Raw genomic sequence first — 16,135 nt, 5'->3', positions numbered from 1 at the left:
TGGCCTCTCAGGTCATGGGTAGTAGTAGTTGTAATAGCCCAGCAGCAGGTTCTTCAGGCTGCCGTACCGCAGCGCTCCGGTCAGGCCGCGGGCCACCTCGTCCGCCCGCTCTTCCGGCATGTCGCACCTGCCGGCGTTCGCGTGCCCGCCACCGCCGTAGCGCCGCATCAGCCTGCCGATGTCCTCGGCAAAGGAACGGTCCAGGAACGATTTACCGGCCTGGAACGCTACCCCCGCCGTTGTCCGCGTGATCTGCAGCGACACGTTGCATTCGGGGAACAGCGCGTAGATCATGAAGCGGTTGCCCGGATAGATGGTCTCCTCGTCACGCAGATCCACCACCACCAGGTTGCGGTGCACCGAGGCGCAACGCAGTATCTGTGCCTTGTACGCCTCGGCGCAGGCGAAATAGCAGGCGTTGCGCTCCTCCAGCGCCGGCAGGCTCAAAACTTCCCAGATGGTGTACTGCCGGCACCAGTCCGTCAGCAGCCCAATCAGTGCGGCGGTGTCCATGCCGAAACGCCGGTAGCGCTCCAGGCCGGTGCGGTGGTCAATCAGGTGTGAAAGCAGTACCCAGCCGGAAGGGTAAAGGATGTCGTCCAGGGTCACCTCGGCGCTGACCACCCGGTCCACCGCCCGCAACAGCTCGCCGGGCACGGCTCCGAACGCCGATGCACCGAAATAGTCATGGATCACCCGGGCGGTGGATCGCCGGGTCGTGTCCACGATTATCCGTTCCGTCCGCACCGAGGCGGCATCCTGGTAATGGTCAAAGGCCAGCCAGGCCTGCGGCCGGCAGGGGAGGCCGGCGGTAATATCGCTGTCGCCGATCGCCATGCTGCCGTTGTCGATTTCCCACGCCTGGCAGAAGCGCACCTCCTCCACCAGCCCCCGTTCCTTGAGCAGGATACCGCAAGCCATGCCGTCGATATCGCACTTGGTCAGCAGACGCTTGCGTCCGCTCATGGTCCGTCGGGAAGCAGCCGCGAGAACAGTCGCGTCCCCAGGTTGCGCAGCGTGTCGCGCACGGGGACGAGCACCAGCTGGCTGCAGGCCACCAGGCTGATCCTGATTCCCTTCAGCGCCATGGCGCTCACAAAGACCAGCATCCGCAACGGACTGGCCGTGGGGATAGGCCTCGACCAGTAATCGACCCAGCGCTGACTGTCGGTGTAGACAAAGCGGACCACCTCGGCCCGTTCCGCCGCATCGGTCGCCAGGAACTCGGTGCCGCAGAAATATCCCTCATCCCGCGGCACGATTCGCTGGATTACCGCGTTGACACCGTGTTTTCTGCCCATGCTGTCCCGCGACTCGATACGGATCTGCTCCCCGGACCGCGGCGCGGCGGACGCCGGGAGAAGAATACCCAGGCCCGACATGGAAATGTCCTGCACCGCCGCCTCCACCCGCGCTGCAGAGCCCGGAAAGACAACCAGCACGTTTCCCGTGGCCCAGAGCCGATGGCTCTTGCGAATCTGCCGCTTCTCGTAAAAGGCGCCGAAGGCGGCCATGGCGAGACCGATATTGTAGAGTGACCAGAGCAACGTCAGGGCAATGACGTCGCGGTGCAGCGGATACTCGAACCACTTGAGCACGCCGACCGGCACCGCCAGCAGCAGGATGGAGCACATCAGAAAAAACGGCACGGAAAGTCCGCTCAGGAAATCGTTCTCCAGGTTCTTCCCCTTGGGGGTCACCTTGAAGGAGGGCTTGCGGGGATTGAGAAAGACCGAAAAGACCACCGGCATCAGGAATACCGACTGGATGCTCTCGTACAGCTCGGACAGAAACGGCCAGCGGTACTTGCCGTACAGGAAGTCGGCCAGGATGACCGAAGCGAACAGGTGGGGCAGGGCGAAGGCCGCCACCTGGCCCAGGGATGCGAAATAGACATGCATGTTCAGCAGCAGGAAAGCCGCCGGCGCCACGATGAAAATGAAGCGGGAGACTCCGAACAGCCAGAAGAGCCCGTTGTTGAAGTAGCAGATCCGCTGGTAGAACTTGAGTCCCCGGGCAAAGAGCGGATTGTTCAGCACCATCATCTGGGTCATCCCCTGGGCCCAACGGCTGCGCTGCAGGATGAAGTCGTCAAAAGTTTCCGGCGACAGCCCGCACACCATGGGCCGGGGAATGAAGACGCTGTTGTAGCCGCGCTGGTGCAGGGCCAGGGCGGTCTCGCAGTCCTCGGTAATGGTCTCACCGGCGACCCCCCCTACCTCCAGCAGGTAGCGCCGCCGCAGAATCGCCGCCGAGCCGCAGAAAAAACTGGCGTTCCAGAAGTTGAGACCGGGATGGCAGGCCCGGTAGAACATCTCGTTTTCGCTGGGAGCATCCTTGAGGATATCGATGTTCTTCTCGATCGGGTTGGGGTTGATGAAAAAGTGGGGGGTCTGCACGAACGCCAGCCTGTCATCCTTCAGAAACCAGCCCACCGTATTCTTCAGGATGTCCCGGGTGGGAACATGGTCGCAATCCAGCACCAGCACCAAGTCGGCGCCGGTGTGGGCCAGGGCGTGATTGAGGTTGCCGGCTTTGGCCTTGCTGTTGCGGCGGCGGGTCAGGTAGTTGACCCCCAGCTCGCGGGCGACCCGCTTCAGAGTGTAATACCGCTCCCAGGCCCCCGCCCCGTTCTGAGGATCGTTACGCTTATCCACGGTGGCGCCGTCGTCCAGAATATGGATATGCAGCAACTCCCGGGGATAATCGATGTTCAGCGCCGCGGTGGCGGTGACCTTCACCATCTCGGGATCTTCATTGTAGGTGGGGATGAAGATGTCCACCGACGGATAACGGGTGGTGTCCTCGGGAAGGGGGATGATCTTGGTTTCAAGGGGCCAGATGTTGGCGAAAACCCCCAGCAGGTGCAGGGTCAGGGCGTACAGTTCGGCCAGGTAGAGCAGCGCCATGCCGATGAAGTTGAGCACACCGTCGTACACCAGGGTTTCGCTGGTGCGCCAGATCATGTAGCGGATAGCCACGAACGTCGACAGCAGGATGAAGACGATCCGCAGCGGCGGCCGCTTGAATCGCTCGATCCTGCCACAGAGGACCAGCAGCAGCACGCAGCCCCAGCCCACCAGGTACTGTTTTTCCAGGGAGAGGTGAATACCGGCCAGCGCGTAGTAGCAATAGAGCAACAGGGCGCTTGCGATGACGGTCAGGCTGGCGATGGTGTGGCGGTCCAGCAGGGGGTCGGGATCGGTTGTGCCACCGCCGGACCGTTGAAGCCGGAGCTTCAGCAGTAGCCAGGTCATGCCGTTTTTCATAGAGCTGCCCGGCTACCGGCTGAGGTGGTCGGCCGCCTGGTCCACCCGCTGGTGAATGGTGCGCTGTCGCCCTTCCTCGCTGAACAGCCGTCCATTCTCCGCCAGGCTGAACACCAGGTAGAGCATGGCCACCAGCGGCAGGGCGATCATCATGCTTCTGCCCAGCACCGGCAGCGTACTGCCGGTGTTCTCCCCGTCGACACGGGGGGTGGCCGTCAGGGCAACCTCCCGCTCACCGGGATTCCAGAGCATGCGGTGCACCGTATAGGTGCGCTCCTCCGGGTGGCCGGCGGTGACGGTACCGCTGTCCAAACAGTAAAGCCCGTCACGCTCTTCGAGGCTCTCCAGGGTCACGTCCGTCAGCACCACCTCGCCGCCACGGGCAAGGGAGGTGCAGCGCAGCGCACCGGCAACCCCTTCCCACTGCTGTTCGAAGGGATCAACGAATCCCTGCCCCGTGTGGAGGGCGATGCGGGCCAACACCGGCACCGCGGCGTCGCCCGAAAGATTCATCTCGTCAACCGCCGTCTGCAACTCCACGGCGGCCTGTACTGCATCCCGGGCATGCTTGAAGCAGGAAACCGTGCGCCCCGCGCGGCAGTCCAGCTCGGCGCCGCCGTAGGTGCCGCTGATCGGCGCCACCAGGTCGTCGTAGGGCTCGAGCAGGCTCGCCCGACCGGCAGCGCCGTCGGCCGCGCCGGGGACCGTAAACGTTGTGACCATGAAGGTGTACGTACCGTTTGTTCCACTATTCACCGTCAGATCATCCTGTACGTGAGATGTCCGAGCAGCCATCGGGCGCTCCTTTCCGGCACTCTTCGCGACGGTCGCCTGTCGTACCCGTGCGCAGTGCCTGATTCCCTGACTGAACAATAGAAACCACGCGAGCAAATGTAAACCGACGAAGTGTCACAAGCTGTAACGAGATGTAACACCACGAAATGGGGCCGCAGATCAGCGCCTGCAAAAATCTTCAGCAGCACTGTTCTCTCATTTGTCCGGCCGTCCCGTTATCTCCATTGTCCAGCTCCGACCGCCCACCGTTATCAGCACCGCAACCGGCAATCCGCCCGGCGGCAGGTCCGACGCCGCAAAACTCTTGCTTTTCCGATCGTACTGAAGCCAGCCCGGCAATGCACCACCGCCAGCCAGTGTGACGGCTTCTGCGCCGCCGGATGAAACGATGCCTGAGGTTATCTGGTCAGGCAGCGAAAAAACGAAGGATGCCCCGGGGCGTGTCAGACGGTCCGGTACAGACACCGCAATCAGATTTTGGCCATGCCGGGCGTCCGACGGCGTAACCAGCACCACGGTTATTCCGGATGATTGCGCAACGCTGGTGCCGGCAGTAACTGCCGGAGGAGGCGGGACAATCCCTGCTGTTGCCGCAGCTTGCACGGTAACGGCAGGCGGCGTCGGAAGCGGCGGTTGTACCGGCCGCTCGAGTGCTGACGCTATAACCAGCGTGCCGCTTAAGAAGGTAAGTTCATAGTTGCCGCTGGTCAGACCACTTGGAGTGATGGCATAGCTTCCCGCATTGACCGCCCCCTGGCTGCTGCCGCCGTAAATCAGCGTGCCCGCAAGAACGGCGCTGGTTTCGCTGCTGACGAAACCGCTGTAGCTGACGCCGTTGCCGCCGCTATAGGCCTGACCGTTGTAGGTTTTGTTGGCGTTATTGGCGGTGACGGTAAGTAGAGCCTTCTCGATCACCCCCACAGTGCCGCTGATACTGACGGGCAGGATGTAGTTGGCCAGATTGGTGCTACCGGTGGCGCTATAATCGCCATTGCCCAGATTCACCGTGACCAGCTTGCCGCTGCCGGCATTGGCGTTGTCGTAGGCGCCGGTGGTCTTGGTGACAATAGCGCCATCGCTGCCCTGCCAGCCGGTGAGTATGAAGTTGCCCGGTGCAAGGGTGGCGGTAGTGCTGCCGTCATAGGTTTTTTGCACCGTGCCGGTCAGGTTGCCGACAATCGCGGTCAGTGTTGCCGGGTCGATGATCAGTGTGCCGCTGGAATTGGGCCACATATGCAGGTCATAGCCGCCCTGCTGGGTGGAGTATACGGTGATGGTATACGAGCCAGCGTCGACTGCTCCTTGCGCGCTGCCACCGTAGGAAACTCTGGCGGGATCAACGCCGTCAGGCGAGGTGATTCCGTTGCCGCCCGTATAAGGGGCGCCATCGTAGGTCTTGCCGGCGTCGGCCACCCTGGATACGGTTCCCGGGGTGAGGAAAAAGCGCAGGATCGGGTAGGTGTTGCCTTCGTAAATACGCCAAGTGGCGGCCTCAGCAGCTTTACCGGAAATATCCCATCCCGAAAACGTAGCCACTGTTTTCATTTGCACAGTGGTCATGCCGGTACCGCCGGCACTGCCGGCTTGGCCGGTGGTTTGCGTATCCCAGAAGCTGTTGTTGACGCTGCCGCCGACACTGGCCCCCACTAGGCCGCCCGCGTCCACCTCCCCGCTGACCGCTCCGGCGGCGTAGCTGCTGGTAATACTGGCACTGCCTCCCGCTCCCTTCAGATTGAGCCCCACCAAGCCGCCGACCGCTTTACTCCCCGCTGCACCGGTGACGGAACCCGTGGCATAGCTATTGGTGATCTCACCGCTGTTTTGTCCTGCCAGGCCACCCAGGTGTTGATCGTTGCCTGCGCCTACGAGAGCGCCGGTGGCATAACTCGTGTTGATAGTTGGAGAGTAGTTGGCTGAGGTGGACAGATCGATCCAGTGCTGGTTGTACCCCACCAGACCGCCGAGATCCTCGCTATTGCCGTTTCCGGCCACCTTACCCGTAGCATAGCTGCTGCTGATTGCACCTTTGGCAAAGTTGAGTCCTACCAGGCCGCCGAGGCCTTTGTTGTTGCCTGCCCCGGTCACATCGCCGGTGGCGTAGCTGTTGCCGATTATACCCAGGTTGCCGCTGTCGCCATCGTTGCGTCCCACCAGACCGCCGATATCCCTGGCACCATCCAGTCCGGTCACGCTGACCGCAGCGTAGCTGTTGTAAATGGTGCCGGAATTTTTTCCTGCAAGGCCGCCGATGTACCAATGAGTACTATCGCCGCCCCTGATGCTGCCGCCCGCCACCCCGACGTTGCGCAGGGTGCCGCTGTTGACGCCGAAAAGGCCGACAGAGCCTTCTCCGGGGCGGTCGATGGTCAGGCCGGTGATGGTGTGGCCAAGTCCGTCGAAAATGCCGGAGAAGCCGCCGATGGGGGCGAAGCCTTTGCCGCTGTTCCAACCCGCGGTGGCACTGGCATCGATATCCGCCCCCAGGGCATAGTGGCCGGATAGTCCGCCATTGATGCCCTGCAGGTCGGCTGCCGTAATGCTGCCTTCACTGCCCAAGCTGTTGATGACCGTATAGTTGTTGCCATTGATGGTCAGAAAACCGCTGCCAGAGCGACCGGAAAAATCAACCCTCCCGGCAAACCCTTGAGCCTCACCGGTTTTGAATCCCATCTTGATATCACCGCCAGAGTTAAGAACCAGTTGCGAGCTGCCTGCAGCAGTCAGCACCGCGTTGATGTTGATGTCGCTATTGGCAACAAGTGTAAGCGTGTTGCTCGACAAGCTGATGGGTGCCGACACGGTGATATCATCAGCAGCAGTAAGGCTGGTGTCACCAGCAGCCGTAAAGCTGCCATGAGCATTCTGGCTGATGCTGCCATTGGTGCTGACAAGAACAAGGCTGCCTGCGGTGATACTGCCATCAAGCACGAGGTTATCCTTGCCAGTGACATCCAGTTTACCGCTGGCAGTGACCGTGCCCAGAGCCAGGTCATCCTTATCGTTCAGTGTGATGTCGTTGCCGATGGCGCTGACTGCGCCGCCGAAGTCGTTGTTGCTGTTGTTCAGCGCGACGTTGCCCGTGCCGGCATCGAGCGTGCTGCTGCCGGTGACGTCAAGCGCGCCGGTCTGGGTGATGGTGCCGCCATGGCTGTTGGTGGTGAGGTTGCCGCCAACGGTCGCGGCGCCCAGGTCCAAGGCACCAGTGCTGTTGGCAGCAAGGTTGCCGTTGGCGGTGACACTACCCAGGGTCAGCTCGTCCTTGTCCTGAAGGGTAATGTCATTGCCGCTGGCGCTGACTGCACCGCCGAAGTCGTTGTTGCTGTGGTTCAGCGCGACGTTGCCCGTACCGGCATCGAGCGTGCTGCTGCCGGTGACGTCAAGCGCACCGGTCTGGGTGATGTCGCCGCCATGGCTGTTGGTGGTGAGGTTACCACCAACGGTCGCGGCGCCCAGGTTCAAGGCACCAGTGCTGTTGGCAGTGAGGTTGCCGTTGGCGGTGACGCTACCCAGGGTCAGCTCGTCCTTGTCCTGAAGGGTAATGTCATTGCCGCTGGCGCTGACTGCACCGCCGAAGTCGTTGTTGCTGTGGTTCAGCGCGACGTTGCCCGTACCGGCATCGAGCGTGCTGCTGCCGGTGACGTCAAGCGCACCGGTCTGGGTGATGTCGCCGTCACTGGTGATGGAGAGATTGCCGCTGACGGTGGTGTTCCCCAGCGTTGTCGTACCGCCGTGGGTAGTCGTGGTTGTCAGGTCTCTGGCGCTGCCATCGACCGCCAGGTTGCCGCCTGCCGCGATCTGGGCGTCGCCGTTGGCGGTGAGATGGGCGTTCAGGTCATCCTTGTCGTTCAGTGTGATGTCGTTGCCGATGGCGCTGACTGCACCGCCGAAGTCGTTGTTGCTGTTGTTCAGCGCGACGTTGCCCGTGCCGGCATCGAGCGTGCTGCTGCCGGTGACGTCGAGTGCGCCGCTCTGGGTGATGGTGCCGCCGTGGCTGTTGGCAGCAAGATTGCCGCCCACGCTGCTGCTGCCCAGGTCCAGGGAACCGGAACTGCCGACCGTGAGATCGCCCGTGGCCGTGACCGTGCCCAGGATGAGACCGTCCTTGTCGTTCAGCGCGATGTCCTGGCCGCTGGCGCTGACGGAACCGCCGAAGTCGTTATTGCTGTTGTTCAGCGCGACGTTGCCCGTGCCGGCATCGAGCGTGCTGCTGCCGGTGACGTCGAGTGCGCCGCTCTGGGTGATGGTGCCGCCGTGGCTGTTGGCAGCAAGATTGCCGCCCACGCTGCTGCTGCCCAGGTCCAGGGAACCGGAACTGCCGACCGTGAGATCGCCCGTGGCCGTGACCGTGCCCAGGATGAGACCGTCCTTGTCATTCAGCGTGATATCTCGGCCATCGGCGCTGACGGAGCCACCGAAGTCGTTGCCGGCGTTGTTCAGCACGACATCATGCCCCCCCGCATTGAAGCTGCTCGTGCCAGCGCCAACAATGCCGGTGCCGCCGGCCTGGGTAATGTCACCATCGGTATTGATTACGGCCAGTGTCCCGCCGTTGCTCTGGTTGCCCAATTGCACGTTGCCACTGGTGTTGGTGATACTGGTATTACCGGAGGTAGTGATCGTGCCACTGCTGCCCTGGCTGAAGCTGTCGGTCACGGTCAGATTGCCGCCCGCGTCCAGCGTGCCGCCGGTCTGGGTGAGGCTAGCGAGCAGGATGGGACCGGTTCCGGTGAAGCTGCCGCCGGATTGGGTGAAATTGCTCACCGTGGTGCTGCCAGTGTTCGTTAACGTGCCGCCGCTCTGGTTAAAGCCTGCCAGCGCCATGCCGCCGCTGCCGATGTTGAGCGTGCCGTTGGACTGAGTGAGCGAACCGCTTGCGTCGCCCAGACTGTCAAGCTGCACGGGGCCGGTTTGTGCACCACCGGTTGCACCACTGGTATCAAAGCTGACAGTCGTGCCTGTCGGAATCAGCACATTGGCCACATTGGCGAGGTCGGGAATAGCACCGCCCGCCCAGTTGGCCGGATCGAACCAGTTACCGGAGGCGCCACCGATCCAGGTCACCGAATCCAGGCGGGTAATGGTACTGGTGGTGTTGTGTGCGACGATCAGGTCATAGTTTCCACCGCCATTCCCGTCGTTGATCGTGGGCGAGCCCGTGACGAGCATGGTTTTGTTGCTGCCAGCGTTCTTGTCGGCAAAGGCAAAAGCGAAGGACCCCATGTCGATGCTGTCGGTACCGAACAGTTGGCCGCCGACGATAGCTGCCGTGCCGGCGGCTGCCGTGGTACCGTCGTACACTTTCACCACATCGCCGGATGAAACGGTGAGCGCGGCTTTGTTGATGGTGCTGCTGGCGTTGCCGATGAATGCAAGGGCATAGTTGTTGCCGCCGTTGCCATCGCCGACAGTGGCAGTATCAAGGCTCACCGTCTTGTTGCCGGTACCGGCATTCCGGTTGTCGAAAATACCTGTGGCACTGGTGACGACATCACCCGCCACGCCCAATTGCGACGAGAGCGCGGCCAGGTCGATGGCGCTTGCCGCGTAGGCGGTCGTGCCGTCGTAAGTTTTGCTCACGCTGCCCAGGGTAAGGGTGACAACCTTGGGGGTGATGTCGCCACTGCCGGTGAAGACGCCCGTGCCCAGATCGTAGTTGGCGGCATCCGCGCCGGTAAGGCCGAGGCTGGCCCGATCTGCGGTCAACATCTTGCCGGTGCCGGCGTGGCGGGTATCGAAGCTGGCGCTGCCGGTTACGCCACTGATGTCGTCCGTGCCGACCACATTGGCCAGATCGAGGCCGAAAACGGGTGCAGTCAGCGTGGTGCTGCCGTCATAGGTCTTGCTGCCGGACAGGCTGGTGAGCGCGAGATTGCGCTTGAGAATGTCGGCCGTGGTGGTGGTGGTCGTGGCCGTGAGGCTGTAGTTGTCGAGATCTCCTCCAGCGATGCTGATGCCGCTGACGTTGATGCTCTTGCCCGTGCCTGCATTCTTGCCTGCGACAAAGACGGCATCGCCATAGCTGTAGGAAAGACTGTCACCGGCAATAATATCCCCGGAAGAGAGTGTGACGGTGGCTGCATCAGTGCCATCGTAGGTTTTGTCCGCTCCGGTGGCGGAGAAAGTGATCGGTCGCGCCGTGATGTCGCCGCTGTAGGTGGGAGTCAGCGCTGACAAGCTGTAGTTGGCGTTGTTCACCCCCAGCCCGGTGAGACGCACAATCTTGCCGCTCCCGACGTTCTTGTCCTCGAATTCGGCGCTGCCGACGCCTGTCAGCGTCACCGAGTCGCCATTGGCAATATTAGTCAGATTGAAGGTCGGCGCCACGGCGAAACTTGCCGCAGTGGTGCCGTCATACACCTTGTTTGCGACCGTGCCCCCACTGATCGTCAGTTCGAGCGGGCGCGGCGTGATGTGGATGTTCGCACTGTTGTTGAGCGTGACGTAGTGCGTGCCGTCGTTGAAGCTCCAGCTCGTCGTGCCGCCCGATCCGATGCTGCCGATGTTCTGGTTCGCGCCATTGACGCCGATAGCGCCCGAGGCGGTGATCGTGTAATCGCCCACGCCGGTGGTGCCGGCGGCTCCGGCCGAACTCAGGCCCAGGTTGCTGACGTTGAGCCAACTCGGTTTCAGCTCCGAGAACTCGGGGAATATCGTGCTGCCCGAGCCATAAACGAAGAGGGCATTGCCGGTGGGGGTGAGCGTCACGGATTCGCCATAGGTCTTGTTGATGGTGACGGCGGTAATGGTCGCCTGATTGGGATCATACCCGGGAATGCCGTACGTGGTGTCTCCCGTGGCCTGGGTTTTGATGACGTAGCGGTTGCCGGTCTGGGAAATGGCACTCGGGGCCATGGCCGTACTGCCGTAGCCATCATCGCTGTGCCCCGTGTAATGGGTGCCGAACACCGCCTCGTTGCCGCTGGTCAGGCCGCCCAGTTCGTCGTTGTTGCGGTAAGGGTCGTTGGTATAGATCAACCAGCGCGACGCAGTAGGGACCGCGTTCCAGCGTAATTGGATGGCACCGGGGCCGGCCTTGTTGATGAAGCGGCTGTTGCCGTCGCCCACCACCAGCACGACCGTATTGGCATCACCGGCACTGCCATTGGCATAGATGGAGGAATGGAGTGTCAGATCCCCATGGCCTCCGGCACCCGCAACAGCCGTAATCCGCGCGCCGTGCAGGCCGAGGATATCCAGGTTATTTTTGTCCGTTACCTCGATATTCGAATAGGCGCCCCGATTGGCTTCAATGAGCACTTTGCCCATGAAGTCATTGGCGGCGTTGTTCAGAGTCACGCTGCCGGCCGTGCTGAAGCAGGTATCACCGGCCACGGTGAGCGGCCCGGTCTGTTCGACTGCCGAATTGGCAGCAACACTCAAACTGCCGGAAAGCGTGGTTGTGCCGAAATTCAGTGTATGGCTGTAGAGCGGGTTGTGCACGGCCAGATGACGCGCCGTAACACTCAAGGGGCCATCAAACCAGCTTGTGGCATGGGCGTTGGTTCTGAAATCCACGTCATACTCTGTGGCATTGATCGTGAGTGCGCCACCGACCTGGAGCTTGCCGATGCTGATCACATTACCCTGGTTTACGAGGTTGAATGACTTTATCGTCAGATTGGAGAGTTCGAGTTTGCCGGTATTGGTGAGCGACATATCTCCATTGGTCAGATTACCGGTCAGGGTAGAGATGACGTTGCCCGGGTCGTTCAGGGTCAAATTGCCTGTGGTCTTGTTCAGGGCAAGGGTTTTCGTCTTCAGTGGCCCGTTTTGCGTTACCGCACCCGAGGCGGATTGCAGTGTCAGGCTGCCGTTGCTGCCCAGGTTAGAGGCACCGAGAGTGAAATCGGCATGATGGTTCAGCATGGATTGAATGCTGCTGCCGCTGATGGCGTTGACCGATACCGTGGCGGCGTTGAAGTTGATACCGTCAGAGCTGGCCGAGCCAATCACGCCGCCATCGGAAAACAGGTTCAGCGTGCCGGTGCCGTTATTGACAGTAACGGGGTTAGCCTGGCTTTGCATATTGATGGTTTTTGCGCCCAGATTAAGAATCGGCGCAGCCACCGTCAAACCGAGTTTGTCGATGGTCATTGACGATTCCGTTGTTGCAGCGGGCCAGCCGATATTGAGGCTGCTTGCACCGCCGCTGGCAAAAGTGGCGAATTCATCATTCGACAAGGACCAGGTGCCGGCTTTCTTGTTACCCCCCAGCCAGATGGCTGTACCTGAGCGGGAAGGCCGCAAGCTGATCGCGCCGGTGGTGGTCAGGGCGTTGTTGCCGGTGTTGCTGTTGATGACCATACTGTCGGCAATCAGCGTGATGTCGCCGCTGCCGCTGCTGATGTCGATATTGCTGTTCTGGGTATAGGTGCCGGTGGAGATGTGCACCGCGCCGTTGCCGCCACTGGTAGTGATGGTGCCGCTAACGGTGGCTGAGGTGTTACCGTTATCAAGGCGGAAACCGCCGCCGGCCGTGATGGGGCCGAGGTTGCTGAATGCGTTGAAGCTGGAATCATCGAGCTTGAGTTGCGAACCACTGCCCATGAGGCTGGCCGTCAGGGTGTTGGCGCGCGCACCATAGAACCCCTGAGTCACGCTGCCGCCGGCAACGAGCGACAGGGTTGCATTACCCGCGTTGATGTTGCCCAGTTCGTAGCCGCCGCTCGATGCGAGATAAATTCCGCCGTTGTTGGTCGTCGCGCCCACCTTGGTAGCGAGAATATCGATGGCGTTGTTCCCCGCTCCGCCGATCGTGCCGCCGCTGCTGGTGGCCCTGAACGTGAGTTCGCTGGCGCTGAAGATGCGGTCGGTGGTGTTGCCGTCGGTGAAACTGCCGGCGGTGAGATCCACGCGCTTGTCCGCCAGATCGACCGCGCCGGCGAGCGTCATGGTGCCGCTGCTGTTGTTGCGGCCAATACTGATGGCGTACGCCCCGCTGTTCTTGAGGTAGCCGATTTCGGTCGTGTTGAAATCGAAGCCGCCGGCGTTATAAGCGCTGCTCGAACCCAGTGTCATAGCAATGGTGGCCGTTTTGGGCTGTAGGATGATGTTGCCGGCAGTTTGCAGCGGGTTATTTCCGGTGTTCGCGCCCAGCGCGATGCTGTCGGCAGTGATGAAAAGATTGCCCGTGCCGGCGATGCTGACGTCGGCATCGCTTTGGGTATAGCTGCTGCCGGTAATATTCAGCGTCTGGCTGGTATTGAGATTGCCGGTGACGTTGACCGCACCCTCGCTGGCGAGCGTGAGACCCGCCGTGGCGGAGGTCGTCAGCCCGCCGATGTTGATCGCCCCGGTCTGGCTGATGTTGCCGTAAATGTCGCGGCCGATGAAGATGGAATTGCTCTTGATATTGCCGGTCGTGCCATTCCAGAATGCGCTTTCCCCCAGTTGCAGATGGCTTGCATCCGACGTGAAACTGCCCAGATCGATAGGAGTGGCGTTGTTCTTGGTCTGTATGCTCAAAGCACCGCTGTTGATCTGCAAGCCGCCCAGATTCATGCTGTCATTCACGAGGTAGATTTCTGAGCCTGATGAGAGCTGCCCCGCCCCGGCGGCGGTGAAAGCCGTGGTTGTGCTACCGACGGTACCGGCCGCACCCTTGCTGCCGTTGCTGCCCCCCCCGCCATCACCTCCGCTGCCGCCGTCACCCCCTGTGCCAGCTGAACCAGCAGCACCGCTGCTGCTGGTGAGGATCAAGCCGCTGGAACTGGTGGTAAGAGCAACGCCATCGGCCAGCGTGGCGCCCGCGCCAGCCACACCACCATTGCCCCCCTTGCCACCATTGCCACCGCCACCTGCATTGGCAAACAGGGGATTGTTTTTGGCCGAGCCCTTGCCGCCCGCGCCGCCTTTGCCCCCGTCACCTCCCTTGCCGCCAGTGGCGGTTTGCGTGATGCCACTCGTTGCCACCAGGCTCGTTTGGCCCAGCGCCACCCCGGTGCCCCCGGCGCCAGCGTTACCGCCATCTCCGCCCTTGCCGCCGCCATTGGTGTGGGAGCTGCCATCCCCTCCCCTGCCACCCTGCCCACCTGTGCCGCCTTGCCCGCCCGTACCGGCGAGCGTCAATGATGAGCCGTTGAGGCTGGTCGCATCGTCGAGCAGAATGCCCGTGCCGCCCACGCCGCCGGTGCCGCCGTTCTTCGCCCATTGGCCGGGGTTGCCGTTGGCGCCGTTGTTGCCCGTACCGCCCGTGCCGCCCTGGCCGCCGATACCGGTGAGGTAAAGCTGGCCGCTGCTAACGAGCTTTGCCCCCTGGGCCAGATGCACGCCTGCCCCCCCCGCACCGCCCACACCGCCGGGGTCGCCACTGCTGCCGGTAGCGCCCACCCGGCCCTGGCCGCGCAGCGTCAGGGTGTCGGCACGCAAAGTGGTATTCGTGCCGATGTAAATGCCGTCGGCGTAGATGGTATTGCCCGTGGCATTCGTCACGAAGCTCTTGCCGCCGAAATAACTATTGCCGCGCACATCGATGACCGTGGTGGCCGTTGCGTTATCGGCAATGCGGATCGGACCGGCAGCGTGAAGATTGACATCCAGCGCACCCGGCGCTCCGACATCGGTGATGGTGACGCCGGAATTGACGTGCAAAAAGCCATCGGCCACCAGAGACAGTGTGGCCGTGCCGCCCGCCGTCTTGGCGATGCTGGTGGCCAGCGTCAGGTTACCGGTAGAACCCGAGCAGGCGCCGTGTGCCGCGTTACACGCGCTCGTAGTTACTTCAACGTTGGTGCCGTTGTTGAGTGCACCCTGGATGTTGCCTGCTCCTGTGGCGTTGATGGTGAGGTCAACGGGATCGATCAGCCAGGTGCCTCCTTTCCCCTGTGGACTGCCGGCATCGATCTTCAGGTTCCGGCCGAACTCCACCTGCGAACCGCTGGTTTCAATGAAGCCGCCGTTACCCCCCTCACTCCCGCCCCTGGCCGAGATGCTGCCCGCGAAGTGGCCGGTGCTGCCCGGATTATCGAGACTGGCAATCAGCAGCGCCGTGCCGCCATGGCCGGTTTTTCCGGCATCCACATTGATACTGCCGGTGTGCTCGATGCGATCGGAGGCCAGCAGCTTGATGGTGCCGCCGTCATTCACCAGGCCCGTGGCCTCCAGCACACCGCTGTTGTTCACCACGGCACGGCTTAAGGTGTCGGCGGCTGTGGCGGTCATCACCACCAGGCCGCCGTCGGCCCGGATCAGTCCCTTGTTTTCCGACAAGGCATCCACGGCTCCCTGATCGACGGTATAGCTGATCAGGCCATCGCCATTGAAGTCCAGCAACACCTGATTGGCCGCTGCCAGCAACACGCTCCCCCTGTCGGCGGTGATGGTCCCTTCGTTTGCTGTCTTGGGTGCGATCAGAGCCACCACACCGCCGGGCAAGGCGGTGATATTCCCCCGGTTGAGAACGTCCCCGGCGCCGCCCTGACTGCTGAAACGGTATTTGCCGGCCAGGAAGTCGCTGTCCAGCATGTTCAGGGATGACGCCACCAGGCCGCCCACATCAACCCGGGCGTTCTGGCCGAACACAATGCCCGCAGGGTTCAGCAGGAATACCCTGCCGTTGGCAGAAAGCGAACCAAGTATCTGGCTCGGGTTCTGGTCGGTAATGCGGTTGAGCGCCGTTGCTGCCGCATTGGGCTGATTGAAGCGCACACCGGCATTAGCGCCGATGTTGAAACTGTTCCAGTTGGCGATCATTTGCTGGGAGGACTGCTGGATCGTCATTTGGTTGCCGTTGGTAATAATACTGCCGTTTCCCGCAGTAATGGCGCCGCCGGTGGGCAGCGCGCCGGGATCAAGGGCAAAGGCGCTGCCCCCGGCAACCAGCAGACCGGCCAGGGCCGCGGCAACAACCGATGTCGCCGGACGGCTGGTGCCGGCCGCCACTTTCTCGGATACAACTACCCATCTCTCTTTCACCTTTGACCAGATGATCCGGTATACCTTGTTCATGATGGACTCCTCTGAACGGAAACCGGCTCAGCGCCGGTAATCCTGAAAACATAGCAAACGCGGGGCAACAGAAAAAAACCGGAGCGCTTCTATAAAATCAGCCCCGATCAGTTTTGGTCAGCCTG

General features: G+C 61.9%; 4 protein-coding genes. All 4 read right to left on the bottom strand.

All coding sequences use genetic code 11. The features are described 5' to 3' along the window. Positions 1-12: 12 nt before the first annotated feature. A complete protein-coding gene (locus RAK07_RS00135; RefSeq protein ID WP_305730830.1) occupies positions 13-966 on the bottom strand; it encodes a hypothetical protein in 954 nt (317 codons plus the stop codon). After that, complete coding sequence (gene bcsA, locus RAK07_RS00130; RefSeq protein ID WP_305730829.1) at positions 963-3,257, bottom strand: UDP-forming cellulose synthase catalytic subunit; 2,295 nt, start codon at positions 3,255-3,257, stop codon at positions 963-965. Before bcsA ends, RAK07_RS00135 begins: the two co-directional genes overlap by 4 nt. Positions 3,258-3,281: 24 nt before the next feature. Next, positions 3,282-4,064: a nucleotidyl cyclase domain-containing protein gene (locus tag RAK07_RS00125; protein WP_305730828.1), complete on the bottom strand. Its 783-nt coding sequence runs from the start codon at positions 4,062-4,064 to the stop codon at positions 3,282-3,284. A 195-nt stretch (positions 4,065-4,259) separates the two neighbouring features. Then, entirely contained in the window at positions 4,260-16,010 is an 11,751-nt protein-coding gene (locus RAK07_RS00120) for a YDG domain-containing protein (RefSeq protein ID WP_305730827.1), read from the bottom strand. Positions 16,011-16,135: the final 125 nt, after the last annotated feature.

The organism is Trichlorobacter ammonificans, assembly GCF_933509905.1.
In the GTDB taxonomy this organism is placed as follows: domain Bacteria; phylum Desulfobacterota; class Desulfuromonadia; order Geobacterales; family Pseudopelobacteraceae; genus Trichlorobacter; species Trichlorobacter ammonificans.
Note: the sequence above shows the minus strand (reverse complement) of the source record. Positions and strands in the feature narration are given on the sequence as shown.

Bases quoted from the DNA above. Each gene is read 5' to 3' on its own strand.
- RAK07_RS00135 (WP_305730830.1), bottom strand. From the start codon at position 966: ATGAGCGGACGCAAGCGTCTGCTGACCAAGTGCGATATCGACGGCATG.
- RAK07_RS00125 (WP_305730828.1), bottom strand. From the start codon at position 4,064: ATGGCTGCTCGGACATCTCACGTACAGGATGATCTGACGGTGAATAGT.
- bcsA (WP_305730829.1), bottom strand. From the start codon at position 3,257: ATGACCTGGCTACTGCTGAAGCTCCGGCTTCAACGGTCCGGCGGTGGC.
- RAK07_RS00120 (WP_305730827.1), bottom strand. From the start codon at position 16,010: ATGAACAAGGTATACCGGATCATCTGGTCAAAGGTGAAAGAGAGATGG.